At 40.4% G+C, this 25479-nt stretch carries 26 protein-coding genes, 2 rRNA genes and 1 riboswitch; of the genes, 7 read left to right on the top strand and 21 right to left on the bottom strand.

What is annotated here, in order from left to right; translation table 11 throughout:
* Window positions 1–173: 173 nt before the first annotated feature.
* Window positions 174–593, bottom strand: coding sequence for an RrF2 family transcriptional regulator (locus PSR9079_RS22965; RefSeq protein WP_149983407.1), 420 nt, complete (start codon window positions 591–593; stop codon window positions 174–176).
* A gap of 120 nt (window positions 594–713) precedes the next feature.
* Between PSR9079_RS22965 and PSR9079_RS22960 the strand changes: the two genes are divergently transcribed.
* Both PSR9079_RS22960 and PSR9079_RS22955 read left to right on the top strand, forming a co-directional pair.
* Window positions 714–1610: an NAD(P)/FAD-dependent oxidoreductase gene (locus tag PSR9079_RS22960; RefSeq protein ID WP_138594859.1), complete on the top strand. Its 897-nt coding sequence runs from the start codon at window positions 714–716 to the stop codon at window positions 1608–1610.
* Between the two features lie 125 nt (window positions 1611–1735).
* The gene (locus PSR9079_RS22955) at window positions 1736–2809 is read left to right on the top strand and encodes an NADH:flavin oxidoreductase (protein ID WP_138594857.1); all 1074 of its coding nucleotides are present in this window, start codon (window positions 1736–1738) and stop codon (window positions 2807–2809) included.
* Between the two features lie 273 nt (window positions 2810–3082).
* Here the strand turns inward: PSR9079_RS22955 and PSR9079_RS22950 are convergent, their stop codons facing one another.
* A complete protein-coding gene (locus tag PSR9079_RS22950; protein WP_145237712.1) occupies window positions 3083–3556 on the bottom strand; it encodes a VOC family protein in 474 nt (157 codons plus the stop codon).
* Between the two features lie 190 nt (window positions 3557–3746).
* Between PSR9079_RS22950 and PSR9079_RS22945 the strand changes: the two genes are divergently transcribed.
* Window positions 3747–4358: an SDR family oxidoreductase gene (locus PSR9079_RS22945; protein ID WP_149983406.1), complete on the top strand. Its 612-nt coding sequence runs from the start codon at window positions 3747–3749 to the stop codon at window positions 4356–4358.
* Window positions 4359–4550: 192 nt separating this feature from the next.
* Here PSR9079_RS22945 and PSR9079_RS22940 read toward each other — a convergent pair whose 3' ends face one another.
* Window positions 4551–6287 carry a DUF4153 domain-containing protein gene (locus PSR9079_RS22940; protein WP_149983405.1) on the bottom strand — a complete coding sequence of 579 codons (1737 nt, stop codon included), beginning with the start codon at window positions 6285–6287 and terminating at the stop codon, window positions 4551–4553.
* A gap of 58 nt (window positions 6288–6345) precedes the next feature.
* Complete coding sequence (locus PSR9079_RS22935; protein WP_149983404.1) at window positions 6346–7044, bottom strand: tRNA1(Val) (adenine(37)-N6)-methyltransferase; 699 nt, start codon at window positions 7042–7044, stop codon at window positions 6346–6348.
* A gap of 76 nt (window positions 7045–7120) precedes the next feature.
* On the opposite strand from PSR9079_RS22935, the gene srmB reads away from it, so the two are divergent.
* Both srmB and PSR9079_RS22925 read left to right on the top strand, forming a co-directional pair.
* Window positions 7121–8353 carry an ATP-dependent RNA helicase SrmB gene (srmB, locus tag PSR9079_RS22930; protein WP_145237725.1) on the top strand — a complete coding sequence of 411 codons (1233 nt, stop codon included), beginning with the start codon at window positions 7121–7123 and terminating at the stop codon, window positions 8351–8353.
* A 404-nt stretch (window positions 8354–8757) separates the two neighbouring features.
* Window positions 8758–9081 carry a BON domain-containing protein gene (locus PSR9079_RS22925; protein ID WP_149983403.1) on the top strand — a complete coding sequence of 108 codons (324 nt, stop codon included), beginning with the start codon at window positions 8758–8760 and terminating at the stop codon, window positions 9079–9081.
* 189 nt (window positions 9082–9270) lie between these two features.
* Here PSR9079_RS22925 and PSR9079_RS22920 read toward each other — a convergent pair whose 3' ends face one another.
* From PSR9079_RS22920 to yaaA, 4 genes are all read right to left on the bottom strand, one after another.
* On the bottom strand, window positions 9271–11283 hold the full coding sequence (locus PSR9079_RS22920; protein ID WP_149983402.1) for an alpha-amylase: 2013 nt from the start codon (window positions 11281–11283) through the stop codon (window positions 9271–9273).
* Between the two features lie 311 nt (window positions 11284–11594).
* Complete coding sequence (locus PSR9079_RS22915) at window positions 11595–11789, bottom strand: DUF1289 domain-containing protein (RefSeq protein ID WP_145242920.1); 195 nt, start codon at window positions 11787–11789, stop codon at window positions 11595–11597.
* Window positions 11790–12060: 271 nt separating this feature from the next.
* Window positions 12061–12975: a mechanosensitive ion channel family protein gene (locus PSR9079_RS22910; protein WP_149983401.1), complete on the bottom strand. Its 915-nt coding sequence runs from the start codon at window positions 12973–12975 to the stop codon at window positions 12061–12063.
* 100 nt (window positions 12976–13075) lie between these two features.
* Window positions 13076–13855 carry a peroxide stress protein YaaA gene (gene yaaA / locus PSR9079_RS22905; protein WP_149983400.1) on the bottom strand — a complete coding sequence of 260 codons (780 nt, stop codon included), beginning with the start codon at window positions 13853–13855 and terminating at the stop codon, window positions 13076–13078.
* A 250-nt stretch (window positions 13856–14105) separates the two neighbouring features.
* Here yaaA and tal point away from each other — a divergent pair, with 250 nt between their 5' ends.
* Window positions 14106–15056, top strand: a complete 951-nt coding sequence (gene tal / locus PSR9079_RS22900) for a transaldolase (RefSeq protein WP_145242912.1) — start codon at window positions 14106–14108, stop codon at window positions 15054–15056.
* 191 nt (window positions 15057–15247) lie between these two features.
* A complete protein-coding gene (locus PSR9079_RS22895) occupies window positions 15248–15436 on the top strand; it encodes a DUF3545 family protein (RefSeq protein WP_145242910.1) in 189 nt (62 codons plus the stop codon).
* A gap of 176 nt (window positions 15437–15612) precedes the next feature.
* On the opposite strand, the gene ung is transcribed toward PSR9079_RS22895, so the two are convergent.
* The 13 genes from ung to rrf (PSR9079_RS22830) form a co-directional block, all read right to left on the bottom strand.
* Entirely contained in the window at window positions 15613–16275 is a 663-nt protein-coding gene (gene ung, locus PSR9079_RS22890; RefSeq protein ID WP_145242908.1) for a uracil-DNA glycosylase, read from the bottom strand.
* Complete coding sequence (locus PSR9079_RS22885; protein ID WP_149983399.1) at window positions 16272–17129, bottom strand: cobalamin-binding protein; 858 nt, start codon at window positions 17127–17129, stop codon at window positions 16272–16274. Before PSR9079_RS22885 ends, ung begins: the two co-directional genes overlap by 4 nt.
* Complete coding sequence (gene cobO / locus PSR9079_RS22880) at window positions 17129–17728, bottom strand: cob(I)yrinic acid a,c-diamide adenosyltransferase (protein ID WP_145242905.1); 600 nt, start codon at window positions 17726–17728, stop codon at window positions 17129–17131. Before cobO ends, PSR9079_RS22885 begins: the two co-directional genes overlap by 1 nt.
* On the bottom strand, window positions 17712–19214 hold the full coding sequence (locus tag PSR9079_RS22875) for a cobyric acid synthase (protein WP_149983409.1): 1503 nt from the start codon (window positions 19212–19214) through the stop codon (window positions 17712–17714). Before PSR9079_RS22875 ends, cobO begins: the two co-directional genes overlap by 17 nt.
* Entirely contained in the window at window positions 19214–19741 is a 528-nt protein-coding gene (cobU, locus tag PSR9079_RS22870; protein ID WP_145242903.1) for a bifunctional adenosylcobinamide kinase/adenosylcobinamide-phosphate guanylyltransferase, read from the bottom strand. The genes PSR9079_RS22875 and cobU overlap by 1 nt, the downstream gene beginning before the upstream one ends.
* Complete coding sequence (locus PSR9079_RS22865) at window positions 19738–20535, bottom strand: adenosylcobinamide-GDP ribazoletransferase (RefSeq protein WP_149983398.1); 798 nt, start codon at window positions 20533–20535, stop codon at window positions 19738–19740. The genes cobU and PSR9079_RS22865 overlap by 4 nt, the downstream gene beginning before the upstream one ends.
* The gene (cobT, locus tag PSR9079_RS22860; RefSeq protein WP_149983397.1) at window positions 20535–21599 is read right to left on the bottom strand and encodes a nicotinate-nucleotide--dimethylbenzimidazole phosphoribosyltransferase; all 1065 of its coding nucleotides are present in this window, start codon (window positions 21597–21599) and stop codon (window positions 20535–20537) included. Before cobT ends, PSR9079_RS22865 begins: the two co-directional genes overlap by 1 nt.
* A 4-nt stretch (window positions 21600–21603) precedes the next feature.
* On the bottom strand, window positions 21604–22599 hold the full coding sequence (locus tag PSR9079_RS22855; protein ID WP_149983396.1) for a FecCD family ABC transporter permease: 996 nt from the start codon (window positions 22597–22599) through the stop codon (window positions 21604–21606).
* A complete protein-coding gene (locus tag PSR9079_RS22850; protein WP_425468871.1) occupies window positions 22586–23422 on the bottom strand; it encodes an ABC transporter ATP-binding protein in 837 nt (278 codons plus the stop codon). The genes PSR9079_RS22855 and PSR9079_RS22850 overlap by 14 nt, the downstream gene beginning before the upstream one ends.
* 86 nt (window positions 23423–23508) lie before the next feature.
* Window positions 23509–23651, bottom strand: a riboswitch (cobalamin riboswitch).
* 22 nt (window positions 23652–23673) lie between these two features.
* Complete coding sequence (locus PSR9079_RS22845; protein WP_149983395.1) at window positions 23674–24288, bottom strand: histidine phosphatase family protein; 615 nt, start codon at window positions 24286–24288, stop codon at window positions 23674–23676.
* 48 nt (window positions 24289–24336) lie between these two features.
* Entirely contained in the window at window positions 24337–24765 is a 429-nt protein-coding gene (locus PSR9079_RS22840; protein ID WP_149983394.1) for an FKBP-type peptidyl-prolyl cis-trans isomerase, read from the bottom strand.
* A gap of 418 nt (window positions 24766–25183) precedes the next feature.
* Window positions 25184–25298: ribosomal RNA gene (rrf, locus tag PSR9079_RS22835) — 5S ribosomal RNA — on the bottom strand.
* A gap of 62 nt (window positions 25299–25360) precedes the next feature.
* Window positions 25361–25475, bottom strand: a 5S ribosomal RNA gene (gene rrf, locus PSR9079_RS22830).
* Window positions 25476–25479: the final 4 nt, after the last annotated feature.

The raw sequence follows: 25479 nt of genomic DNA, 5'->3' as shown, positions 1-25479 counted from the left end.
AATCGACGTCATGACTAGGTGTATAGCCAAATTTAAAGTGAGTTTAAAAAGTAACAACACTTGGTTTTTTGAATAAAAAGATCAAGAAAACACAGCTGCCTGCTTGACCGGAACTTTCTAATGGGTGACCCATTTTTATTCTTAATTTAACTAATAAAATCAGAATTTTTAATTTAAAAATCGCCTTTAAAGTTTTTTGCTAGTGATTCAATTGTTATCTCTTTAAAGCGTGTCAGCATCAAATATTCTGCTTCACTCATCACTCCATCTAGAGAAGAGTTGACAGCCTTTTCTATTGGACAGTTCGTATGTTCATCCGTTAACCCTATAGTAAACAATGAACCTTCTCCAACCACTTTATAGATGTCGAAAAGCGTTATTTCAGATAATGGCTTTATTAAACTCCAGCCACCGTTATGACCTTTAACTGAAGTCACATACCCTGCTTCTTTCAGAAGCCCCATAGTCCGACGAACGACCACAGGGTTTGTTTGTAGCATTTTGCCTAACTTTTCAGAAGTGACTGCTTTTTCCAAACAATGAATATGAATGATCGCATGTAATATGCGAGATAAACGGCTGTCTTTTCTCATTTTATTAGCTCGATTTGTCAATTATCGCCATCCTATCATGAAACCTTTAAAGTTACATGTATTGCCAGCGCGCAATCTTTATGTAACTATTGATGTTACGTAAAGAGCTAAGGAAATATAATGGAAACTGAAGTTGTTATAATAGGTGGTAGTTTTGCCGGTCTCGCAGCAGCTATGCAATTAGTGCGTGGCCGCAGAAAAGTGGTAGTGATAGATGCAGGAAAACCGAGAAATCGCTTTGCCTCTCACTCTCATGGTATATTTTGTTTAGACGGTAAATCACCACAAGAAATAAAAACAACAGCATTATCCCAGTTACAGCAATATCCCACGTTTACTTTTTTGGAAGCACAAGTAATAAATGTTGAAGATAATGCTCAAAATGGTTTTTTAGTTCGCATGACTGAAAAGAGTATTGTTGCCAAGAAACTCATTCTCGCATCAGGCGTGCAGGATGAACTGCCTAATATTCCCGGACTTTTGAAGTATTGGGGTAAGTCTGTGATCCATTGCCCCTATTGCCACGGTTATGAATTATCAAACCGAGAACTTGGCGTACTTTCAAGCCATCCTTTATCTGCACATCAAGCAGCAATGATCCCCGATTGGGGGCCCACAACACTATTTACCCAAGGAAATTTTATGCCAGATGATAAGCAATTAGCCTTGCTGACTAAACGTGGGGTAAAAATAGAAAACATACCTATCACACACATAAATGGTGATGGCAAAAACATTACATCGGTCGCACTTTCCGATGGCTCTGAACGAGCAATGCAAGGCTTATATGTTGCACCTAAAATAAGCGCAAACAACCCCATTGTGAAGGCCTTAAACTGTGAATTAGAAGAGTCACCTCAAGGCGAAATAATAAAAGTGAATGAATTTAAGCAAACCTCTGTAAATAACGTATATGCAGCAGGAGACATGTCCAATCCTATGCAAAATGGCACGTTAGCCATTACATCTGGTGTCATGGCTGGCATAAGCGTGCATCAATCCTTGATGTTTGATTGAACATAACCTTATGCTGATCAAAGAGATGGCCAGTGTTTATTTTTTCGCTACATAATAGGCCTAAAATAAAATCACTGTTTAAGCCCCATTAACTATAGTCTACAACGATAAAGGATAAACAAAAGATGCTCCATCCTAGTTCAGAAATTACCTTTAAAAATGGTGTTACTATGCCAAATCGATTTATGTTAGCGCCATTAACTAACAGTCAAAGTTATGATGATGGCAAATTATCTGAAGATGAATACCGTTGGTTAACCATGCGTGCCGAAGGCGGTTTTGGCCTCACTATGACTTGTGCCTCACACGTACAGTTTGTTGGCAAGGGGTTTCCCGGGCAATTAGGCATTTATGATGACACCCATATTGAAGGCCACACACGACTGGCAGCAGCGATTAAAGCCAACAACAGTTTAGCTATTTTACAATTGCACCATGGCGGTATGCGTTCTCCAGAGGAGCAAATAAAACAGCACCCAGTTTCTGTATCGGATGTTAGCAAGCATAACGCACGCGGACTATCATTACATGAAGTGCAGCAGTTGCGTGATGATTTTATTGCAGCAGCCGTGCGGGGCCAAAAAAGTGGTTACGATGGCGTAGAAGTGCATGGCGCGCATGGATATATTTTAACCCAGTTTTTAAGCGCCGAAATTAATAAACGAAGCGACCAATACGGCGGTAGTTTATCCAATAGAGCTCGGCTACTATTTGAAATAGTAGATGGTATAAGAGAAGCTTGTGGCATTAATTTTTTATTGGGAGTGCGTTTATCTCCCGAACGTTTTGGTATGCAGTTGAACGAAGTGAAAGACGTTTGCGAGCAACTAATTAACCAACACAATATCGATTTTTTAGATATATCGCTGTGGGATGTTTTTAAACAGCCTGAAGATGCTGCATTTCGAAACAAAAGCCTACTGCAACATTTTACCGACATCGATTATAAAGACGTAAAACTCACCGTTGCAGGAAAAATTAATTCAGGTAGTGATGTACAAACCGTTTTAGATGCGGGTGCTGACTTTGTTACTATTGGACGTTCCGCAATTTTACACCACAACTTTCCTAAACTAGTTATCGCCAATCCTGATTTTAAACCCACTCCACTGCCTGTAAGTGAGGCGCATTTAAAGAAAGAAGGTTTAAGCAAAAAGTTTTTGACTTACATGAAAAACTGGGATGGTTTTGTAGCTTAAACACAAAGCAAGGAGGCATCATAATATAACTAGGGATAGAGTTTTAACTATCAATAAGTAATATATGTAAATCATTAGGATAGTTAAAAATTGTAGAGAATTCATGGCATTTCATGAGCTGATAAATCGCCAAACATCACAGATGAACGTGTGCCATGAATGCAAATACTATCTTGAACAATGCTCTGTGAATCTGCTTCGCTCATAGCTGTCTTCAGATGAAATATAAACCTATTTTTCAAAACTATGAGATCAGATATCAGCCACTGTAATTTATGCGTCTTCTTCTTTACTGATCAGATCAACCATGCGTTGACTAATCTCGTCATCGCTGAGATCTTCTTTATGAGTGCCTATTGTCCATACATGGCCAAATGGATCTTGTAATGTACCGGCCCTATCACCGTAAAATTGGTCATGTACTGGGCGTATTTCTTTACCACCTAAGGCAACCGCATTAGCAAATACGGCATCTACATCTGCAACGTAAAGCATTAAGCTCACAGGCGTTCCGCCAAGCTCATCAGGGCTTTTAAAATGCGCTTCAGGACACATATCTGAAAGCATAATATGCGAATCACCAATTTTAATTTCTGCGTGAGCAATCCCGCCATCTGGCAGCGGCATTTGCATAATGAGCTGGGCATTAAATACCTTCTCATAATACTCGATTGCTTTTGCTGCACCGTTAATTATCAAGTAAGGAGTAATTGCATGATACCCCTTTGGTATTGCTGAAACCGTCATTTTACGCTCCAAATGTGTGACCTTATTAAATAAAGGTTAGTCGATATCAGCTGAAAGTCAGCTTTACAAAAATGAAAACTAAATACTCTGGTTTAAGTAATAAAGTGGTTCTAGCCCTTTAAAAATAAATATCTCCCCCAAGGTCTATAAACACAGTGAGCAATTTAGCTATTTTTTGAAGGAGTTAATGATGAGCAAAACATTAATCATAGGCGCAAGTGGCCAGATTGGTAAAATAACGACACAGTTACTACTTAATGATCAGCATCAGGTTGTCGCTCTCGTACGTGATAAAAATAAGTTAAGCGATTTAAATAGTCCCTACCTCAGCGTGACCGAGCAAGATCTCGAGGGTGACTTTAGCCAAGCATTTGCCAGCTGCGAACAGGTAATTTTTGTTGCCGGCTCTGGCGGAAATACCGACGATGATAAAACATTATTAATTGATTTATGGGCTGCGGTTAAAGCCGTAAATTATGCAAAGCAATATGATATAAAAAACTTTATTATGGTCAGTTCAATTGGCGCAGATGATCCTGATGCAACAGAAAGCGATTTAAAACCTTACTTAGTTGCTAAACATATGGCTGACGAACATCTAATCAATAGCGGCCTAAATTATACTATTGTACGCCCAGGTTCACTCACCAACGACAGTGCTTCATTGCAAATCACCACACAACGGCCAAGTGAACGTAAAGATGCAAAAGTCAGCCGTGAAAACGTGGCAAATGCCTTGTTGCAAGTGGTAAAAACGGCTCCTGGTGACAACCGAATATTTGAGTTATTTGATGCCAATTAAAGCCAGTATCTGGCTGTAATTACAGAAATACCAGGAGCTATAGCAGAATAATTTTCTGTATGCTCCTGCTGTTACTTAGCCTAACAATATTTATTAGTTTGGTGATTCAATGTATTACGCTAAACGTTATAGCGTTGAACTTTATATTGAATTACTAACTAATATTTTGAACACTCTGACCTTAAACCCTGTTTAGTAATCAATATCACTCCTGACTTTAAACAGCACATCGCCAATTTTCAAATCATTATATTTGGGTTGTGCAACCTCAATGTTATCTGCATCAATCAGTGTTTTTAGTAATTTAATTTGCTCGGGATTATCGATAGTCATGTATTTTGATTGCCATTGAGTGCCATCATGCAACCACAGATTAGCTTCAGTAGAGTGATTCGATTCATCTATAAATACATAATCGAGTTGTTCATCTTGGTTTAAATCTATGGCGATAAAATAAAATGAATGACTTTTAAGCGGTGTCCAGCGGTTGAAATGTAAGCTCTCGAATACAGCCTGAATTAACTCATCCGAAAACACCTGCTGCCTAGGCCAAAACGTCGAGTGCGTAACAAACTCTGTTATTGATGTTTGCTCGGCTAAAGCCTCAAACTCTGGATTATCTGGGTTGACATACATTCGCTCAATGATCATTGCTTGCTCTGGATGAGTACTTTGAATTTGCGCTTGTAACTTTTGCATTGCAAGATAGCCTTGGCGTCCTAAATTACTTGAGAAGTAATAATAATCAAATTCTTCAATACTCACGTCACCTTCATTTAAGCGCGCGATTTGACTCTCGGTAGATAAACGCTGAAAATTCAAAATTGGCGAGTTCACTAGTAGCATAAATATTAAAATCACTACTCCCATCACAATATTAACTTTGCTTTGCACTTGTTGCCATGCATCGCGCTTTTTAACGATCCCGACTAAATACCCGAATGAAAAACACGCAAGTAAAAGACACACTAAAATAGCCCAGCAACGACCCACCGTGATCCCGTATTGTTCAACTCTAAGCCAAATGCCATAAGCGGCAATCACACTGTAAATTGGTAATAAAGCAATACCAAAAAATACTAACCTGTGTATTACAATTTTATAAGGTCGCTGATCAGCAGCGTATTGATAAACCGTATTCACAAAAAATAAAGTGAGTACCTGTAACCATAAAACTAACGAGCTACCACTGCCTGTTTGCCATAATTTATCTAGCCCCGTAAACGGTAGCGTCGCTAAAAAGCCTAAAGAAATAACCGTAAGTACTGGCAGTAAAAACTTAATCAAGGTTTGCAATAAAAATGAGATGTTATCTTCTATATGCATAACCCCTCTAAAGATCACCGTGGCAAAACCGAACGCTAAGGTTAAAGTTGGGATCCAAAACCAGTCTTTTTTGAGTAGCTCAGAGAAAAATGTAATCTCTAACGCATTAAATAGCGCCGCTCCTAACTGCAAAATTCCCCAGAAAATTAAAACGAATAACCAACACTCTGCAAATAAAATAAAGTTACGCCATGAGAGCTTGAATAATTGGCTATAACTAATTGCTTCATTACCAATCAGTTGTTGGATATACATAAGTGCTTTAAAGCTGGCAATTAAGGCTGTGAATATAAAAATGGCCGTCAAAGCATCGTTATTAACCAGCGCAATAGGGTATTGCTGAGCACCAATATAAGCACCAAGGAGTGATAACAACAGACTAAATGGTAACAAGTAACTAAGCAGTTTTTTAATATTAGCTTGCTCTACAGCAAGTAAAGTCAGTAGCACAAAACTAATGGTAAAAGTAACTAAAGAAAACAACCAAACTGGCTCTGTCGCAGGCCATAGCTGATTTTCAACACTACGATATAACAAAGTAAGAACAATGCCTTGCACTAAGGAAAGTACAAAAATAAAAGGTTTAGGTAGTTGATTATCCATATCTATCACCGAGGTTTTTCATCAGTGTGCGATAAATGTACCTTTTATTCAATGATGATTACATTTTCAAGTAAAAATCCTTACACAGAGCTATATACTCATCGCTATATTGAGCCCCTTGACCATGAATCGTTAAGCTGGTCAGCTCGCATTCTTGCATCTGATAAGCAAAGCACATTAAGCTCCTGCTCGGCGCTTTAGTGGCAGTAGTTTGTACTAAACAATGGCGCACTAAATACAAACCTTGTAATTGCGCTTGTGCAATAAACAACTGCGCTTCTGGGCAAGGTAGGATCACATTTAAAAAAGCATTTTGGTGACTAAGGTGTTTGAATGCAGTGATTAACTCACTAAAACTTAAGCTATCTGTATGACGTGCGGTATTACGGGCTAAGTCCTGCCCTTTTAAACTGGCATTAAAATACGGAGGGTTACTGATCACAACATCAAACTCAGTTGTGGTGGTTACTTGCTGAATAGCTTTTTGCATCAATTTAATATCGGACCATGGGCTATTTGTAAAATTTTGCTGCGCATCAGCACATGCATTGGCATCAATTTCAACAGCATTAACCTGCATAGTTGGTTTGCGTTGCTTGCACATTAATGCCAACAACCCAGTACCTGTGCCAATATCAAGTAACCGCTGTGAAGTAGTTAAGTCAGCCCATGCACCGAGTAAAATTCCATCCGTCGAGACCTTCATCGCACTGCGCGTTTGCGCTACTTTAAATTGTTTAAACACAAAGCCTGACATTTTTTCACCTTTTCATTCACCAACTGGCGGATAGCGCGTATAATTACCAGCAATTGTCCTCTATTTTTGACACTCTATGCAATTTTCTGATTTTGATATTGATAACAAGATACTACAAGCCGTTGCTAAAATGGGTTACGAAACCCCAACTAGCATTCAACAACAAGCGATCCCTGAAGCGCTGCAAGGCCGTGATATTTTAGCCTCTGCACCAACCGGTACTGGTAAAACAGCGGCATTTTTGATCCCGGCGATTCAATACTTACTTGATTTCCCGCGTCGCGAGCCTGGTTTTGCCCGTGTTTTGATCATGACTCCAACGCGCGAGTTAGCTTATCAAATTCATGAACAGTGTGAACTACTTGCTAAAGGCACTAACCTTAAAATTGGTGTTGTTACTGGCGGTATTAACTACGGTACGCATAAAGAAATTTTTGAAAAAAATAACGATATATTAATCGCCACACCAGGGCGATTAATGGAATATTTAGAAACCGAAAACTTTCATGCCGAAAACGTCGAGATGCTTATTTTAGACGAAGCAGACCGCATGTTAGACATGGGCTTTCGTAAAGAAATGATGCGTATTTGCGAAGAAGCAAAAAATCGTCGTCAGTGCTTTTTATTCTCAGCCACTCTTGAAGGCGATAGCGTTGAACGATTTGCAGAGCAAATTTTAAAAGATCCAGCCCTATTAGAAGCTGAATCTTCACGTAAAGAAAAAGCTAAAATCCACCAATGGGTACACATTGCTGATGATTACAACCATAAATTAGCAATGTTGGTTGAAATACTAAACAGTGAAGACTTAAGCAAAGCTATTGTGTTTGTTAAAACCCGTGATCGCCTAGAAACATTAGTCGGCGAGCTGACCAATGCTGGGGTTCGCGCAGCCTGGTTACGTGGCGAGATGCCACAAGACAAACGCATGAAGGCAATGGAAAATTTCCACAGTGGCCGTACAAGAATATTAGTTGCGACTGATGTTGCCGCCCGCGGTATTGATGTGGCTGATATTAGTCATGTGATCAACTTTGATATGCCACGCACAGCAGACGTGTATGTTCACCGTATTGGCCGCACTGCTCGCGCAGGTAAGAAAGGCATTGCAATTTCGTTAGTAGAAGCCCATGACATTGCAGTATTAGCAAAAATTGAACGCTACATTGAGCTGCGCCTTAAACGCCGTGTTGTTAAAGGATTTGAGCCGCGTCATAAAGAAGCTAAAGCGCCAATCAAAAAACATAAAGATCCGGTAAAAATCAAAGCCCGTAAAAAGGCCAAAGCAAAAGCCAAGAAAAAGAAATAATTCATCTGCTTTAACGCCACATAAAAAGCCGAGATTTATCATAGTCTCGGCTTTTTACATTCAGTTTTACCTACTCGCAGTAAGTTATTAAACCCTCTCATAGCAGTCATGCAAATTAATTATCTTGTGCTCCCCATTTAGCTTGCTCATTACAAGCTTGCAGCTACGACCATCACTTAACAAAAAATATATTGCATCGCTATAGCTGCACTAAACAGCAACTACAAATCTAAATTAGTTAGCTAATCGCCGTACTTTTTACTCAGTTGAATGTAAAAAATTCCAAAAACATTACCTAAACTTAAAACATCCCTTAAATTTCAATACGTTAAAGTTGGAATAAATATTGTAACAGTAAGCTTACTATTCACTAAACACATACAATAGATGTTATGAGGGAAATCATGGACCGCTTCAAATTAACTGTATCATTGGTATCACTTTGCTGTGTATTTTTACTCGCCTGCGCAACGCAAGTCAGTGCAGCCACTAGTACAATTATGATCAGCAGCGTTTCTCCTCAACCAACACTACAGCAGACTATAATTCATAAACTGCGTAGCAATCCAAACCTAAACCTCTCGCAACTGCGAGTACACGTTGATGGCAACAAAGTAGCCATTTACGGTCTAACCGAAACCGGCTTTGAACGCGCACTGGCACAAAAGTTTTTAGAAAACACCCAAGGTGTAGCAATCATAGAAAATAAAATGCAGGTGAGAGATTGAAGAGTTTAAAGGGGCTAGGTTAAAGGCTAAAGATTAAAAAGTTAAAGAGTTAAAACAACTGATTTTCTGACAGTTAAACTTAGGTTTACTTAAAACACAGAAAACGTAAATCTCCAGAACATGACTTACAAAGTAAAATCCCAGCTAAACGCATACTTATGGTTTAGCTGGGATTTATCTGTAATAAAATTAGAAATTGCGTATTTCTACCGTTGAATTATTAAACTCAAATTTATTAATTTTGCCGCATTGAGCAACATGATTAGTACTAGCATAAGGGGTGTTTACTTGCGCGATATTACCCTCCCAGCCCTGACCATTTTTAATAAACGCTTTTACCTCAAACCATCCATTAACCGCTTTGCTGCAATCCATATCAACATCAAGCAGCCAATAATGTTCACCCCAAATATTCAGTGGTGTAACACCAAAGCCATCATTAGCAACGGTTTTTTCTGCTCCCCAAGTTGCTGGCCAAATATTAGTTGTCCAATCGGTTGCGGTCCCTTGCGCCTCAATACTTTGGCCCGTTTCAATACCATACCAATCTAGGTAATTATCGTTTGCTTTCCAAGGACTGGTAGTGGCACTTTGCAAATTATTATGGCGAATTGGCATAGCACATTCAAAGTTGCTTGTTTGGCAGTTACGCCCAAGGTTTGTGTTTGCATAAACATGGTCAATCCCGCCGCGAATAAACATATCTTGGCCAGTTTGCGTTTGTGCGTTAATAAATATCACAGTTCGCTGCCAATCACTCTGAGGATCAGGGGTTGAGTTAGTGGTTAACTTGGCATTTTTATGAATAGCCATTGCATCCCACGCGGCTACATTTAAGTTTATAGTGCCATTTGCATTAACAGTAATAACTTCACCAGTACAACTTGTTGCATCATTAGTCAGCACTCCTTTTAGCACATTACAGTATTGCCCTGGAGCCATATCTGTTTGCACAGTGGTATTGAGTGTTGAGCCTTCTTTATTAATGGCAACATGACCTGAACTTCCTCTACCAAAAGCTATTTGATTATTAGTATTATCCCACCAATTGGTTGTTGCCCAGTTATCAGCCGTATTATTTCTAAAATCTACGCCACCTGCAATGTATGCCCAACGATGCTCACATTGCCAATTACTCGCAAAGCATTCTAAATTACCGTTGTTATGTACAGGTACGCTTGGGCCACCAGCATCTGTGTCACCATGATAATCGTAACTAGACATTACTTTTGGATAACCATACGGGTAAGCCAACATAAATACGTTTGCTAAGTCGTACAAGCGGCCATCTTCAAAGGTAATTACATTACCGGCACCACCATGACCGCGTTGATTATCATGATTATCTACAAATACTACAGCTGATGCACTTGGCATAAACCCCCACCCTTCACCAAAATTACTTAACCATGCGAGCGAGCCATTTCTAAAGGTATTGCCAAGTTCAGTGCTGTATTTAAACTCCGTAACTAAACCTGACGCTAAATACTCAGAGGCACCAACAGCCTCGCCACCTTGATCAATTACTTCTTGAAAGACCACTGGCGAGCCATTCACTTTCGCCATTAAACTTTGAATATCACTGGCTGCAACATGTTTAGAGGCATCAAACCGAAACCCCTTAACACCAATGGCTTGTAATTCATTAATGTAAGCCGCTAATGTGTTTTGGACATACGTTGCAGCGGTATCTAAATCTGCTAGTCCAACTAACTCACAGTTTTGTACTCGGTAACGATCGTTGCCGTAGTCAGAGCCATTAATGGTGCAACTGGTGTGAAAGTCTTGTGGGCTATAAATTGGGTATTGTTTATTACCATAGGTATTACCAGCGGTACCTGTACCACTGCCTGCAGCCATATGATTGATTAAAGTATCTACATAAATATCAACGCCAGCGGCATTACAGCGATTAACCATATCAATAAACTGCTCGCGGTTACCGCCTCGGCTTTGCAATAGGTAACTGACAGGTTGATAACGCGTCCACCATTGGCTGCCTTGTATATGTTCATTAGGCGGCGATACCTGTACCGCAGCATAGCCTTTAGGTCCTAGGTATTGTTCACATTCGAGGGCTACATCTTGCCAGTTCCATTCAAATAGATGGACGAATGTTGTTGGTGTTGCATTTGCAATCGACGTAGCACCACTTAGGGCAATGCTTAGCCCAATAGTGGTTACTATTTTTTTAATTTTCATTGTGTGTTCCGTTGTGTTGTCAAGTAATAGGTATTTTCATTTACAAAGAATTAACAATAGAGAGATTCTCACAAAATGAAAATTGAATACGTATGCAATCAAAAATTCAAAAACACCACCGATTATGGATGCTTAGCACAAATGCAGTGGCACGAGTGTATCGCTAACTTATTCTTTGTGTGTGTTGGAGTGTTTATTAACGGGCAGTACAGAGCGGTAAAACGAGTATACGGTTTTTATCTTTATTACGAATTAAATGGTACTAATCTTGAAGTTTGTGGTCAGCTTTTGCAGACTGCTCTACAAAGTGATTATTTATGTTGCGCGTTTTTGCGATTTTGGCATTCATTAAGAACCTGTAGCTTTTGTGCTGGGCTTGCACTGTGCCACGCGAGAATTTCATCAAGGGTTCTAAAGCAACCGATACAGGTATCGTTTTTATCCAAACAACAATGCCGAATACATGGGCTACTTGGTTCTTCATTGCTCACTTTAATGTTATTCATTAATTTTACCTTCGACTTTACTTATTAGACACTAGCCTTAGTTTTAGCTCGTGTCTAATAAGTGCAGTAGATAATCGGCTAGCGATAACTAAACTATGACCACTGCCTTTTACTTGTTTTGATGCTTCGCCATAAATGCTATCTATCAGTAGAAAACTTAATACTGGTAAATATGCGCAAATCAACAACTGTATTACCAGCTATAAATTTGTGTAAATTAGCACTATCAACAGGTAAATATTACCTGTTGATATAATAAGCCTAGAATCATTTATTGTTCTGAGTGCTGGCGCTTTTCAGTGATCATCGCATCGAGTTTTTCACCGCCTTTAATACCAAAATCAAGGGTGCGAATTGGGAATGGAATACTAATATCAGCGTCACTTAGCGCTTGTTTGACTGCCACAATTGCCTTATGGCGTACGGTCATAAAGTCTGCCTCGCCGGGATATTTGATCCAAAACCACACCAGTAAGTTGACACTACTGTCGCCAAACCCTTCGGCATAAACAGCGGTTTCGTCTTGTTTAATTACAAAATCAAATTCATTGATTTTTTTAACTATCACCTCGGCTGCCAGCTCGGGGTCATCACCATATGAAATGCCCACCGGCACTTCAATGCGGCGTACACCTAAGGTACTGTAATTACGTAATACATTACGAAAAAGTATTTTGTTAGGCACTAAAATCAATTGCCCATAAAAGTTTTCGATGAGCGTGTTGCGCAAATTTATTGAGCGCACATTGCCAAACACATCATCGGTTTTTATAACATCGCCTGTTTTAAAGGGTTTGCGAATACCCATAGCAATACCAGCGATTAGGTTCTCGGTCATATCTTGAAAGGCAAAACCAATTGCTAGACCAACAATCCCAGCACCAGCCAGTAATGACGTTACAGTGCCTTTTAGCCCTATAAAATCGAGGGCAACAAATAACCCAACACACAGTACTATCATCTTGAATATCGATGCCATTAAGTCTGCAATTTGTTGGGAGTCTAACGAGCGGCGTAAAACATTGCGCATCATCGAACCTAAAAAACGCGCGAGAATTGAGAAAACAATGGCGATGATCACCGCCACTATAAAATTAGGTATATGACTTATTACGACATCAAACCAGACACCGAGTTTTTCTTCAATAAGTTTTTCGGCATCGCTGATAGAAGGTATTTTTAGCATTGCTTAACCTTGATTATTTTATAAATAGTGTCAGGTTATTGCAAAATAAGCGCCAAAACTAAAAAGCCATGCATTGCATGGCTTTTAAACAGATTAATAACTAGTTTTGTTCATCTCTTAGAAATACTGGCTCCAGCTCTTTTTGGGTCGCTTCGCTACTGTAGTAGTAACCATCAACAGTAAACTTTTTTAAATCGCTTAACTGGGTAACTTTATTCTCAATAATGTAGCGAGCCATCAAGCCGCGAGCTTTTTTAGCATAAAAGCTGATAATTTTATATTGGCCGTTTTTACAGTCTTTAAAGTGTGGAGTAATGATTTGCGCGTTTAAGGCTTTTTTATCAACCGCTTTAAAATACTCGTTTGATGCTAAATTTACTAGATATTGGCTATCTTGCTCAGCGAGTACGCTATTTAGTTTATCAGCAATAATACTGCCCCAAAATTCATAGAGGTTTTTACCACGGCTGTTATCAAGCTTAGTGCCCATTTCTAAGCGATACGCTTGCATTAAATCAAGTGGTTTTAATAACCCGTAAAGGCCTGACAAAATACGTAGGTGACTTTGCGCGTAATCAAGTTGTCCGGCAGTTAAGCTGTTTGCATCTAAACCACCATATACATCGCCATTAAAAGCCATCACGGCTTGTTTAGCGTTGTCGGTAGTAAACGGTTGCGACCATTCACTAAAGCGCGCAGCATTAAGGCCTGCAAGCTTATCGCTAATTTTCATTAAACTGCCAATTTGTGCCGGCGTTAATTCGCGGCACACCGTCATCAACTCTTCGCTGTGCTCAAGTAACTCAGGTTGCGTGAATTTATCAGTGCTTGCTTGGCTCTCGAAATCTAAATTTTTTGCAGGTGAAATAACAGTGATCATAGTTAGCTATTGACTTGGAAATTATTTAATGTCAATTTCAACATTAAATGAAACGAAAAGCACGTTTTGTTTATATCAATTAGTTAGAATTGATTGGTATGATACCTACCTTATTCGCACAGCAAATTATGCTATGCACCTTAGTTCTTCACTGATACGGACATAAGACCTATTAAGCGCTGTCACAGTGCTGCAGTATAAGGTAGTTACAGTAGATTTTCTTTTAACTTGCTTGGAATGAGGAAAGCAAATGACTTCAGCTCTACAAAGGCTCAAACAACATTCATCTATCGTGGCCGACACTGGTGATATTGAAGCGATTAAAAAACACCAACCGGAAGATGCAACAACTAACCCTTCATTGCTATTAAAAGCCAGTGAAATTGAAGCCTATAAGCCGTATTTAGATAAAGCGTGGAGTTATGCTAAAGAAACCGAGCAAGACGCTGCTAAACAATTAGAACTAGCCTGTGACTACTTTGCTGTATTACTAGGTAAAGAGATCAGTGACATTGTGCCGGGTTATATTTCAACAGAAGTTGATGCGCGTTTATCATTTGATACTCAAGCAACAATTGCTAAAGCACACACATTACTAAGCCTTTATGAAAAAGAAGGTGTGAGCAAAGATAAAATCTTAATCAAAGTTGCCTCAACGTGGGAAGGTATTAAAGCCGCAGAGCAACTTGAAAAAGAAGGTACTAAGTGTAACTTAACGCTGCTATTTAGTGATGCTCAAGCCCGTGCTTGTGCAGATGCTAACGTATTTTTGATTTCACCATTTGTTGGCCGTATTTTAGATTGGCACGTTGCTAACGGCTTAGAAAAACCAACCGATCCATTACAAGATCCAGGCGTGCAATCAGTACGCAGTATTTTTGAATTTTATAAGCGCCATGATTATAAAACGGTTGTTATGGGCGCAAGTTTCCGTAACACCGGTGAAATCATCGCACTAACTGGTTGCGATAAACTAACCATCAGTCCTAACCTTTTAGAAGAGCTAGGCAACCTTGAAGGTGCACAGGAGTATTTACTTGAAAGTGATATTGCTAAAGAGCCTAAACCTGCACCACTAACTGAAGCTCAGTTCCGTTGGTTACATAATCAAGATGCCATGGCGACAGAAAAACTAGCTGAAGGTATTCGTTCTTTTGCTGATGCACAAGAGCAACTAGAAGCACGTTTTAAAGCAATGTAATCGCTTTTATCGGCTCGTTAATTAATGAAAGATTAAACGTCGCATTTGCGGCGTTTTTTTATGCCTGAAAATAATCTCTATTCATTAATTTATCACTTACCTGTAACATAAATGTCACTTTTTTATTCTATTTTAGTGTGGCCTGTGGTATAGGTATTTTCGAGGTTCAAAAAATTCAATAGGAGAAGTTCATGGATAGCCTAGACGATATTTTAGAGATATTAGAAGGTCCTGATACAACAAGAAAGACCTCTCAAAAAAATAAAAAGAGAAAATGGCGCGAAATCGAAGCTTTAAAAGACAAGCAACGTTTACGTAAAGAACTACAGGAACTAGACTTTTTTACAGACAATATTGCGATTGATGAATTAGATTTTTAATTTCGCAATAGCTACTAACCAACTAAAAGGCCCTTACCGATAAAGTAAGGGCCTTTGTTTTTATCAGTTAACGTATATTCTGCGCAGAATAATAACCCCCGCCTACATCCGTAGCTGCGATTTTACATCGCGACAAGCTTAACATTCTGCGCGGGATAAACTCGCACCTACAATTCCTAAACTTGCCAATCGATCGCTGTTTGCCCTTGCTGTGTTAATAACTGATTGGTAGCGGAAAAATGCTGGCAACCAAAGAAGCCACGATGCGCAGACAACGGCGATGGGTGCGGGCCATTTAAAATATGGTGACGCGTACTATCAATGCCTTTACCTTTCTTTTGTGCGTGAGCACCCCATAAAATAAATACCACACCTTCACAGTGTTGATTAATATGGGCAATAACCTTATCGGTAAACTGCTCCCAACCTAAGTGTTTATGGGAATGGGCTTGGCCTTGCTCAACAGTCAGTACGGTATTAAGTAAAAACACCCCTTGCTCTGCCCAGCGTTGTAAATAACCGTGCGTAGGCACGCGAAAACCATCGATATCTGTAGCCAGCTCTTTATAGATATTTTTTAATGAGGGAGGAAGTTTACCAACCTCTGGTAATACCGAAAAACACAAACCATGTGCTTGTCCTTCGCCGTGGTAAGGATCTTGTCCTAAAATAACCACTTTTATATTACTTAACGGTGTTGCATCAAATGCACTAAATACATACTGCTCTGGCGGATATACAGCAATACCTTCGCTGCGCTTTTGAGCGACTGTATCCAACGTCTGCTGCATATAAGTTTTTGCACATTCGGTTTTTAAAAAGTCTTGCCAATCACTCATTGTGGCTCCTTAATTGCAACGCGTGAATCATCTATTTTAGTACACATATCAGCAAGACCATCCAACATACGCGTGGTAAAGCGGTGTAGTAAATCAGCATTGACGCTAATAAACTGATGGTGCTTTACCGCGGGTACTTCGGGCCATTGTGTCCAATCAATCACAGTTTGCTGCGCTTGTGACTTTTCATTAGGCAATATAATGATCTCTGGTTTTGCCACGATCACATTTTCAATACTTATCAGAGGGTAATCAGTTCGGCTGCTAGCAAATACATTACGACCTTGGCAAATTTCGATTAACTGATTGATCCAGGTATTTTTACCCACCGTCATCATCGGTTCTGCCCATAGCTGGTAAAATACCGCGACCTTACTTTTACCTTGCTGCTTGGCTTTGATTACAGCAATTTTTTGCTCAAATTCAAGTGCGGCTTGCTCGGCTGATTGCTCACGTCCAGTAAGCTCACCTAAACGGCGCAGTTCATTGGGTACTTTATCTACTTCACTCGCGTCACTGTAAATTATATCAATACCAAAACTTTTAACACGTGCTAAATCCTCAGCTTTGCTACCCGTTTTCCATGCTAAAACTAAATCAGGTTTGAGGGCCAGTAGCTTTTCTATTTGAATACCTTGGTGACCACCGATACGTGGGATATCATTGGCCGCAGCAGGGAAATCAGCATATTCCACGGTTCCCACGATTTGCTCACCAGCTCCGATGGTATAGAGGTTTTCAACAATATGCGGGGCCAAGGCGATAATTCTTAATTGCTGCTTGTTAGGATCAGCCACGAGCTTAAAGCAGCACAGAGCCAGCGATAAAACGAGTACAAGCCTAAGCGTAGCCATTAATAATCAAATCCTATTTGCGCTTTAACACCAGCATCAAATGCATGCTTAACATTGCGCACTTCACTAACAGTATCAGCTAAGTCAGTTAACTTGCGGTGCGCACCACGGCCAGTAATAATTAAAGATTGCATTGGCGGACGATTAGCGATCACTTCGAGTGCTTCGTCTAAATCAATGTAGCCGTAGGTGATCATATAAGTAATTTCATCAAGTAATACTAAATTAATTGATTCGTCAGCCAACATACGTTTTGCTTCTTGCCAAGTCGCTTGCGCCGCTGCGGTATCTGATTCTTTATTTTGCGTCTCCCAGGTAAAACCTGTGTTCATAATGGCAAATTCAACCCCTGCGCCTTGCAATACATTACGCTCACCACACGGCCAAGTACCTTTAATAAACTGGCACACAGCAGCTTTCATGCCATGGCCTACACAACGTGTTACCGTGCCAAACCCTGAGGTTGACTTACCTTTACCGTTACCGGTGATCACCTGAAAAACACCTTTCTCAGTTTGTGCTGCGGCTATACGCTCATCAACTTTATCTTTTACTTTTTGTTGGCGTTGTTGGTGCTTGTCGTTATGTGTGTCGCTCATGATTAACTCCTTCCCAGTTTTGGTAAATTTGCGTTATTTTGTCTAAATCTAAATGTTCTTTACACATCGTGGCTAAGCGCGTTAATTGCTGCTCGCGATGTGTGTCTATATCTATTAATTGGGTAATACCACTATTTGGCAATACCCAATCCAGTATTAGTTGCGTAGCTGCACTGCTATCAAATAAGCCATGTAAGTAAGTACCTGCTATACAATCATCATCTGATATAAAACCATCTTGCACAACATGCTGTGGATGCTGAGTAAATTGTAAAAAAGGCTTTTTAAATGCTGGGCCTGCGCTACAACCAGCGTGTATTTCATAGCCTGCGACTTTTGCCTGTTGACCGCCAAGATGGATCACACCGGCAGCTTGAGTTAGTACTTTATGCTGCCCTAAATGAGTGGCAAAATCAGCGAGCCCTAAAGCTTTACAGTGTGTTTTACTTGATTCCACACCCTCAGGGTCATAAATATCTGTGCCGAGCATTTGCAAACCTCCGCAAATACCTAATAACTTACCGCCATAACGCAAGTGACGCTGAATCTGCTCGCCCCAGCCTTCATTGTTTAAAAAGGCTAAATCATTAATAACATTTTTACTGCCAGGAATGATGATCAGATCAACGTGTGGAATTACTTGAGTATGGCGAATGTAATTAATGTCAATTTGCGGGTTTAAACGCAGCGCATCAAAATCAGTGTGGTTACTAATATGAGGAAGTAGCAATACTGCGATTTTTATTTTTGCTTGGCTTACTTGATTATCTATCGCTACCGCGTCTTCAGCATCTAGGGCGAGATCATGTAAATACGGCAACACCCCTAACACTGGTTTACCGGTGTACTCTTCAAGCCAATCAAGGCCACCTTGCAATAAGCCTATATCGCCACGAAAACGGTTGATCACAAAGCCTTTTACTCGGGCTTGTTCTGACTCGCTTAATAGCGCAAGAGTACCGACCAAATGCGCAAACACACCGCCTTTATCTATATCTGCAATAATGATCACGGGGCAATCAACCGCTTCGGCGTAACCCATATTAGCAATATCACCCGCACGTAGATTAATTTCAGCCGGACTGCCCGCACCTTCAACTACCAGTAGCTCAAACTCTTCGCTTAAACGCTGTTGCGAAGCCAGTACCGCATCCATCGCGACTTTTTTATAATCATGATAAGCACCTGCTTCCATATTACTAATGGCTTTACCGTGAATTATCACTTGAGCGCCAGTATCACTATTGGGCTTGAGTAAAATGGGGTTAAAATCAACCCGTGGCGCCACTTTAGCTGCAATCGCCTGTAGTGCTTGCGCACGACCTATTTCGCCGCCATCTTCTGTTACAGCGCTGTTTAAGGCCATATTTTGCGGTTTGAATGGAGCAACTTTGATCCCGCGTTCAACAAATACCCGGCACAATGCTGCAACTAAAGTACTTTTCCCTGCATCAGAAGTAGTACCTTGTACCATTAATGTTTTCATCATGACTGCCCTTTCAGTGTTAAGGCAAGACCTGCCATTATAAATTCAACTCGCGCAGCTTTTGCGGCAATGGCTTGATGTAACCAGCCTGATTCATCTACAAACCGGCGGCTTAGCTCGCCCAAAGGCACAATACCGTGGCCAACTTCGTTACTGACAAAAATCACTTGCCCCGGTAAATTTTCAAGGGTATTTAGTAGTGCTGATTTCTGTTCATCCCAACAATCACTTGTGGCGTGACATAAACAGTTACTTAACCATAAGGTTAAGCAATCAACTAAAATACAGTTATCTTTGCTGCTGTGTGTTTGTAACGCTTCAGCCAATGCAATTGGCTCCTCAACTAACGGCCAATCGACAGGGCGCTGTTGTTGATGATGGACTATACGATCTTGCATTTCAGTATCGTGGGCTTGCGCCGTTGCGAGGTAAATAACGCTTTTATTGCTTTGCTGTGCAAGCTGTTCAGCAAAGCGGCTTTTTCCACTGCGTGCGCCGCCTAAAATAAATGTGTGGTTAGCGTTCATAATACACTCACAAAAGTTAAGTAAATGGCAATTTCACTTAGCTGCTGCGCGGCACCTAAACAATCGCCAGTGTAACCACCTAACTGCTGTTTAAACCAGCGGATCAAAATGACTCTTAGGATCAGTAATACTGCTACAAGAATGAATACGGTTTGCCATAACAATACACCAACAGCAATCAAGCTAACCAGTAAAGTAGCGGCGGTTACAAGTAACGTAACTAAACTAGTGACCGATAGGTGCATAGCAAGCGGCTTTACTTTTGAAGTCGCATCTTCACTTACATACTCCATCCCCATAATTAAACTGGTTGCCACTACTCGGCTTACACATTGCCCGATAACAATTGCACTCAATACAGTAATCAATGACTCACTAAGAAAGAGTAGGCTTTGAAATTTAACCAGCAGCATAATAAATAATGCCGCTGCACCATAAGTACCAAGACGACTGTCTTTCATAATGGCAAGCTTTTGCGACACCTGCCAACCACCGCCAAAACCATCCCATACATCGGCCCAGCCATCTTCATGAAATGCGCCTGTTAATAACAACCCGACCGCCATCATTAGTAATACACTTATTGATGCTGGTAACAGTAATTGAAAAACGCCGTAGCTGAGTGCTAATAATCCACCAAGCAGTAAACCCACTAAAGCAAAATAGCGACTTGCTTGATTTAAATGAGCACCGCTTACATTAAAGCGCAACTGCACCGGTAGCCGGGTTAAAAAACTAATTGCTAATAACAGTAACTGCCATTGCGTTACTTTATTTGCCTCTGGGTTAGGCATTAACTGACAACCTGCTTAACACCAGCATCAGCAAAACTAGCCATCTGATTATAAAAACCAAGTGCGGCTTGCAATAATGGTAAACTTAACGCAGCGCCAGTGCCTTCACCCAAGCGTAAATCAAGTTGCAGCAGTGGCTTAACATCGAGTGCGTTTAACATCAGTCGATGGCCTTGCTCATTTGAGCAATGTGCAAAAATTAAATAATCTTTCACTGCTGGGTTAATATTAATTGCGGCCATTGCAGCAGCACTACAAATAAAGCCATCAACTACTACAGCCATACCCTGCTCAGCCGCAGCCAACATAGCTCCCGTAATATGCACAATTTCAAAGCCACCTAACGCTGCAAGTAGTGAAATAGGATCTGCTAAATGTAACTGATGCAATACCAGCGCTTGCTCTACAACTGTTATTTTACGCGTAACAATATCATCACTAACCCCCGTGCCTTTGCCAACACACTGCTGTGCAGGTAAATTCAGCATAGCGGCCATAATCGCTGCTGCACTAGTGGTATTACCTATGCCCATTTCGCCAAAAGCAATTGTATTACAACCACTATGACTGAGCTGCTGCACCAGCTGTTTAGCATTATTAAAGCCTTGCTGTACCTGCGCGGTATTCATTGCCATGTCTGTATTAAGTGGCTTTGTTATACTTCCTAGACGGCAATTATGGACACTCGGCGCTGTGACTGGATGCAAAATACCACAATCAATCACTTCTAATTGCCAACCTAACTGTTGGCAAAAGACATTAATAGCGGCACCACCGCTGACAAAATTAGCTACCATTTGTGAGGTGACATCACTGGGTGCTATCGATACCCCTTGTGCAGCAACACCATGATCTCCTGCAAATACCAGCAAAGTAGGCTTATTGATTGCAGGTGCAAAGGTTTTAAAAGCATCTTCGCTTGCCACTTTTTGGCTAAACAAAGTAACCAGTTGTATTGCACATTGTTCTAACTGTCCAAGTGCACCAAGCGGTTTAGTTTTTTGGTTAATCTTATCAATGATGAGGTGACCAAATTGATTAGTTACTGTGGGTATATTAAACATCTGACTAACTCTCTCGCTTGCGAAAATAAAGTAACGATAAAAAGAAAATACTGCCTATTGCAGAAGTAATAACACCGATTGGCAATTCTTGATTTGCAAGTAAAACACGCGATAGCACATCAACCCACACCATAAATATACCGCCAACTAAAGCCGTCATGATCAAACCAGTAATAGTGCCTTGCGACACAAAAAACCGTACTATATGCGGGATCATCAAACCAACAAAACCAATACCACCACACATCGCCACTAACACTGCAGTGATCAATGAGCTCAATACCAACATTAATAACCGAAACCGCTGTACCGGTATTCCTAAAGTTGCAGCACTTTCATCACCTAGTAACATTGCATTTAGTTGCCGACGAAAACCCATCATCAGCCCGGTGCAACTAATAATAACTAAAGCGGGTAACCATAACGTTGACCATTGTGCGCGAGCAAAGCTGCCTAGCGTCCAAAATAAAATAGCCGTGATCGCCTGTGGATCACTAAAATACAAAAGTAAGCTGGTAAAGGCACTGAATAAAAAGGATAAAGCGACCCCAGCCAAGAGCATGCTTTCAACTTGTCCGCGACCTGCTCGTCCGGCAATAAAAACCAGTAATAACATAGTCAATAAACTACCAACAAATGCCGCGGCCGACATTGTTATTCCCGCGCTGACTCCTGTTAGTGTCATAAAACATACCACACCAAATGAGGCTCCCGATGAAATACCAAATAAGTAAGGATCGGCTAACGGGTTACGGGTTACGGTTTGTAAAATTAAACCAGCGATAGCTAGACCAGAGCCAGCTAAAAACGCCAACAATGTTCGTGGCATTCGCAGTTGCCATATGATCCGCGCTATAAAGGAGTCATCTCCCTGACCTATAATACTGTGGTATACATCAATAAATTTACTGGCCGCAGCACCAAAGCTAAGTGCTATAAAAATGCTCGACAAGGCAAAGAATAACGCCACGCTGACTGCAAAATAATTATTTTTTTGCATCAACGCCACCACCTTGATAACCGTAAAAATAGGTAATACGCGGAATGACCTTATTTAATTTTTTACTCTGTGGATGCGCCGAGACTTCGGCACAGACACCAAATACTTCGCTGAGCATTTCTTCCGTGATGACATATTCCGGGCTACCCGTTGCAACTAACTCACCTTGCTTTATCACCAGTAGTTCATCACACATACTTGCTGCAAGATTAAGATCATGGAACGACGCTAATACCGTTACATTTAGCGATTTAGCCAACTCCATTAATTGAATTTGATATTTAATATCTAAGTGGCTGGTAGGCTCGTCCATAATTAATAATTGAGGGCTTTGTACAATTGAACGTGCTATCAATGCGCGTTGCTTCTCGCCACCGGAAAGGGAATCAAACGATTGCTGTAAATGATGGCTCAAGCCAACTTGCTCAATCGCCTGAAAAATAATTTGTTGATCATTTTTAGTTGTCGAACTAAATAAGCTTTTATGCGGCGTAAGGCCAAGACTCACTACATCAAAAAGCGATAGGTTAAATTGCGAAGGTGTTTCTTGCAGCACCACAGCAACCTGCTTGGCATATTCATGCGCACTTAGCTGCCAAATATTTTTCCCTGCAAATATAACCTCACCGCACACTGGTTTAGTGTAACGGTATAAACAACGCAATAAACTTGATTTACCTGCGCCATTAGGCCCTAACAAACCAATAAATTGGCCTGGTTTTATTGCAAAATTAATATCGTGCAAAATGGCGGTATTTGCCACCGACCACGATAAATTAACTACTTCAAGTAAAGGGGGATCAATTACTGCTGGTATTTGCAATGTGTTATCTCTCTAGCAATAGCTAAACCCAATACACTACAAACCATTATGATCATGGTGATAATAGAAGAGTTAGCCCGCTCAATAGGTAATAAATTAACGTATTTTGTATCTGACTTATCGCGCTTGCGACTTACAGTTGCGGGAACAGTTGAGGAGTTACACCCCATTCCAAAATACATAAGGCTCTATTATGGGCGGGTGAGTAAATATTTCAATTAATATCTTTCTAGACGGCTAAAAATAGTATTTTAAAACACAATTCTTGGCCATGCTTTATCGCTATCATCTATGTAAATATCAATACAAATGAGCTTCCCATAACCGATTGAAAATATGTTTTGCTGATTCGACTCTTTTGGTAACCGACAAATAATACCTAATAGTTGCTTGATCACTCCGGCATGCGTTAAAACTAATTGTGCTTGAGTACGATTACTTGCAATATCAATTAGTAACGTTTGCCACCACGTTGCTATTCGCTGATAAAAATCCCTCATACTTTCGCCATGAGGGGGGGTTACTTGCCAAGGGCTTTGCCAGAAATCGCCAATACTAGGAGAGTCCGTCTGTTGCCACAAATCATCATATTTACAGCCATCCCAATCACCAAAATTAAACTCTCGGAGCTGATCGGTCAGAAAAAGTGGTATTTGCTGGGCATGGCTAAAAGATCTGGCAAATTCGCTACAACGTTTCAAAGTCGAACTTTGTACAAACTCAATATTAGTAAGCTCATTGCACGCTTGATGTAATTGCGCACAGCCAAGTTCACTGAGTAAAAAATCGGTCTGTCCGGCCAAGACTCCTTGATCAATCAATTCGCCATGGCGTAATAAGTAAACGCGACTAGAAAATGGCGGCATAAAACCCTCTTACATTAAAGAAAAGTACTTTTAACAATAGCATAATGGTCATCCTAAACGGATTAAGCGCACATCAAAATGTAGAACGGCATTAGCTCCTATTTTCCCACCATTCCCCTTGCGCCCCCACGCCAGCTCTGCAGGAATTACAAATTCATAGCGAGAACCAACCGACATCAATAAAATACCTTCTCGTAATCCTTCGATTGCCTCATCTAAGGTAAATACTTCAGGCATTCCAGCTTTATAACTATCAGCTATTACGCTGCCATCAGCAAGCATAATACGCTGATTGATGACCACGGTATCTGTGTCAGTTACTCGCTCACCAGAGATCTCATCTATTACTTTATACATCAAACCAGAAGCACACAGTTGAGTATCAGCATGATTACTAAATTTAACTATGAAGCTTTCACTGTTTTTACGATTGAGTCCTGATGAACCTTTTGATTTAGTTGTTTTTTTACGTGCCATGAAGCCCCACCATTTGTATGATAAATATAATAATCTTATCGCATAGGTAGAGGCCTAAACGCAAGTTTTATGGTGAGTTTGCGAGTTTTTCAAAACAATAAAATGATCTTATACCAATCGTGTTAAGTTACTGACCATTAAGTTGCTTGGATTTTTCTAAGTTCAATTTAGTAAAAGTAGATAAGTATCAGTGTGCTAATTAGATCACATAATTTGGCAGATTGGTATAATTTGGCAGATTGGTATCATTAGCTGATAGAGGAAATAAATTTGCGAGTTTCGAGTTTTACAAAAGTAAACTTTCCGCGCCCTATGTCAAACGTTCGCTAACTTTACTCTCGCTAACTTTACTCTCGCTAACTCACATTTTAAACGTAAAAAAGCCCGACTATTTCTAGTCGGGCTTTCTTTAATTAGATCCTGGCAATGTCCTACTTTCACATAGCAAATGCTACACTATCATCGGCGCTGTTTCGTTTCACTACTGAGTTCGGCATGGAGTCAGGTGGGTCCAAAACGCTATTGTTACCAAGAAAATTCTTTTCAATTTTCTTATTTTAATTATTAAGTTTTAAGTCCTTCGACTAAATTTGGAGCCTGGCAATGTCCTACTTTCACATAGCAAATGCTACACTATCATCGGCGCTGTTTCGTTTCACTACTGAGTTCGGCATGGGGTCAGGTGGGTCCAAAACGCTATTGTTACCAAGCAAA

The organism is Pseudoalteromonas rhizosphaerae (genome assembly GCF_902498845.1).
In the GTDB taxonomy this organism is placed as follows: domain Bacteria; phylum Pseudomonadota; class Gammaproteobacteria; order Enterobacterales; family Alteromonadaceae; genus Pseudoalteromonas; species Pseudoalteromonas rhizosphaerae.
The sequence above is the reverse complement of the archived record's forward strand: the minus strand, read 5'-3'. Positions and strand labels throughout refer to the sequence as shown.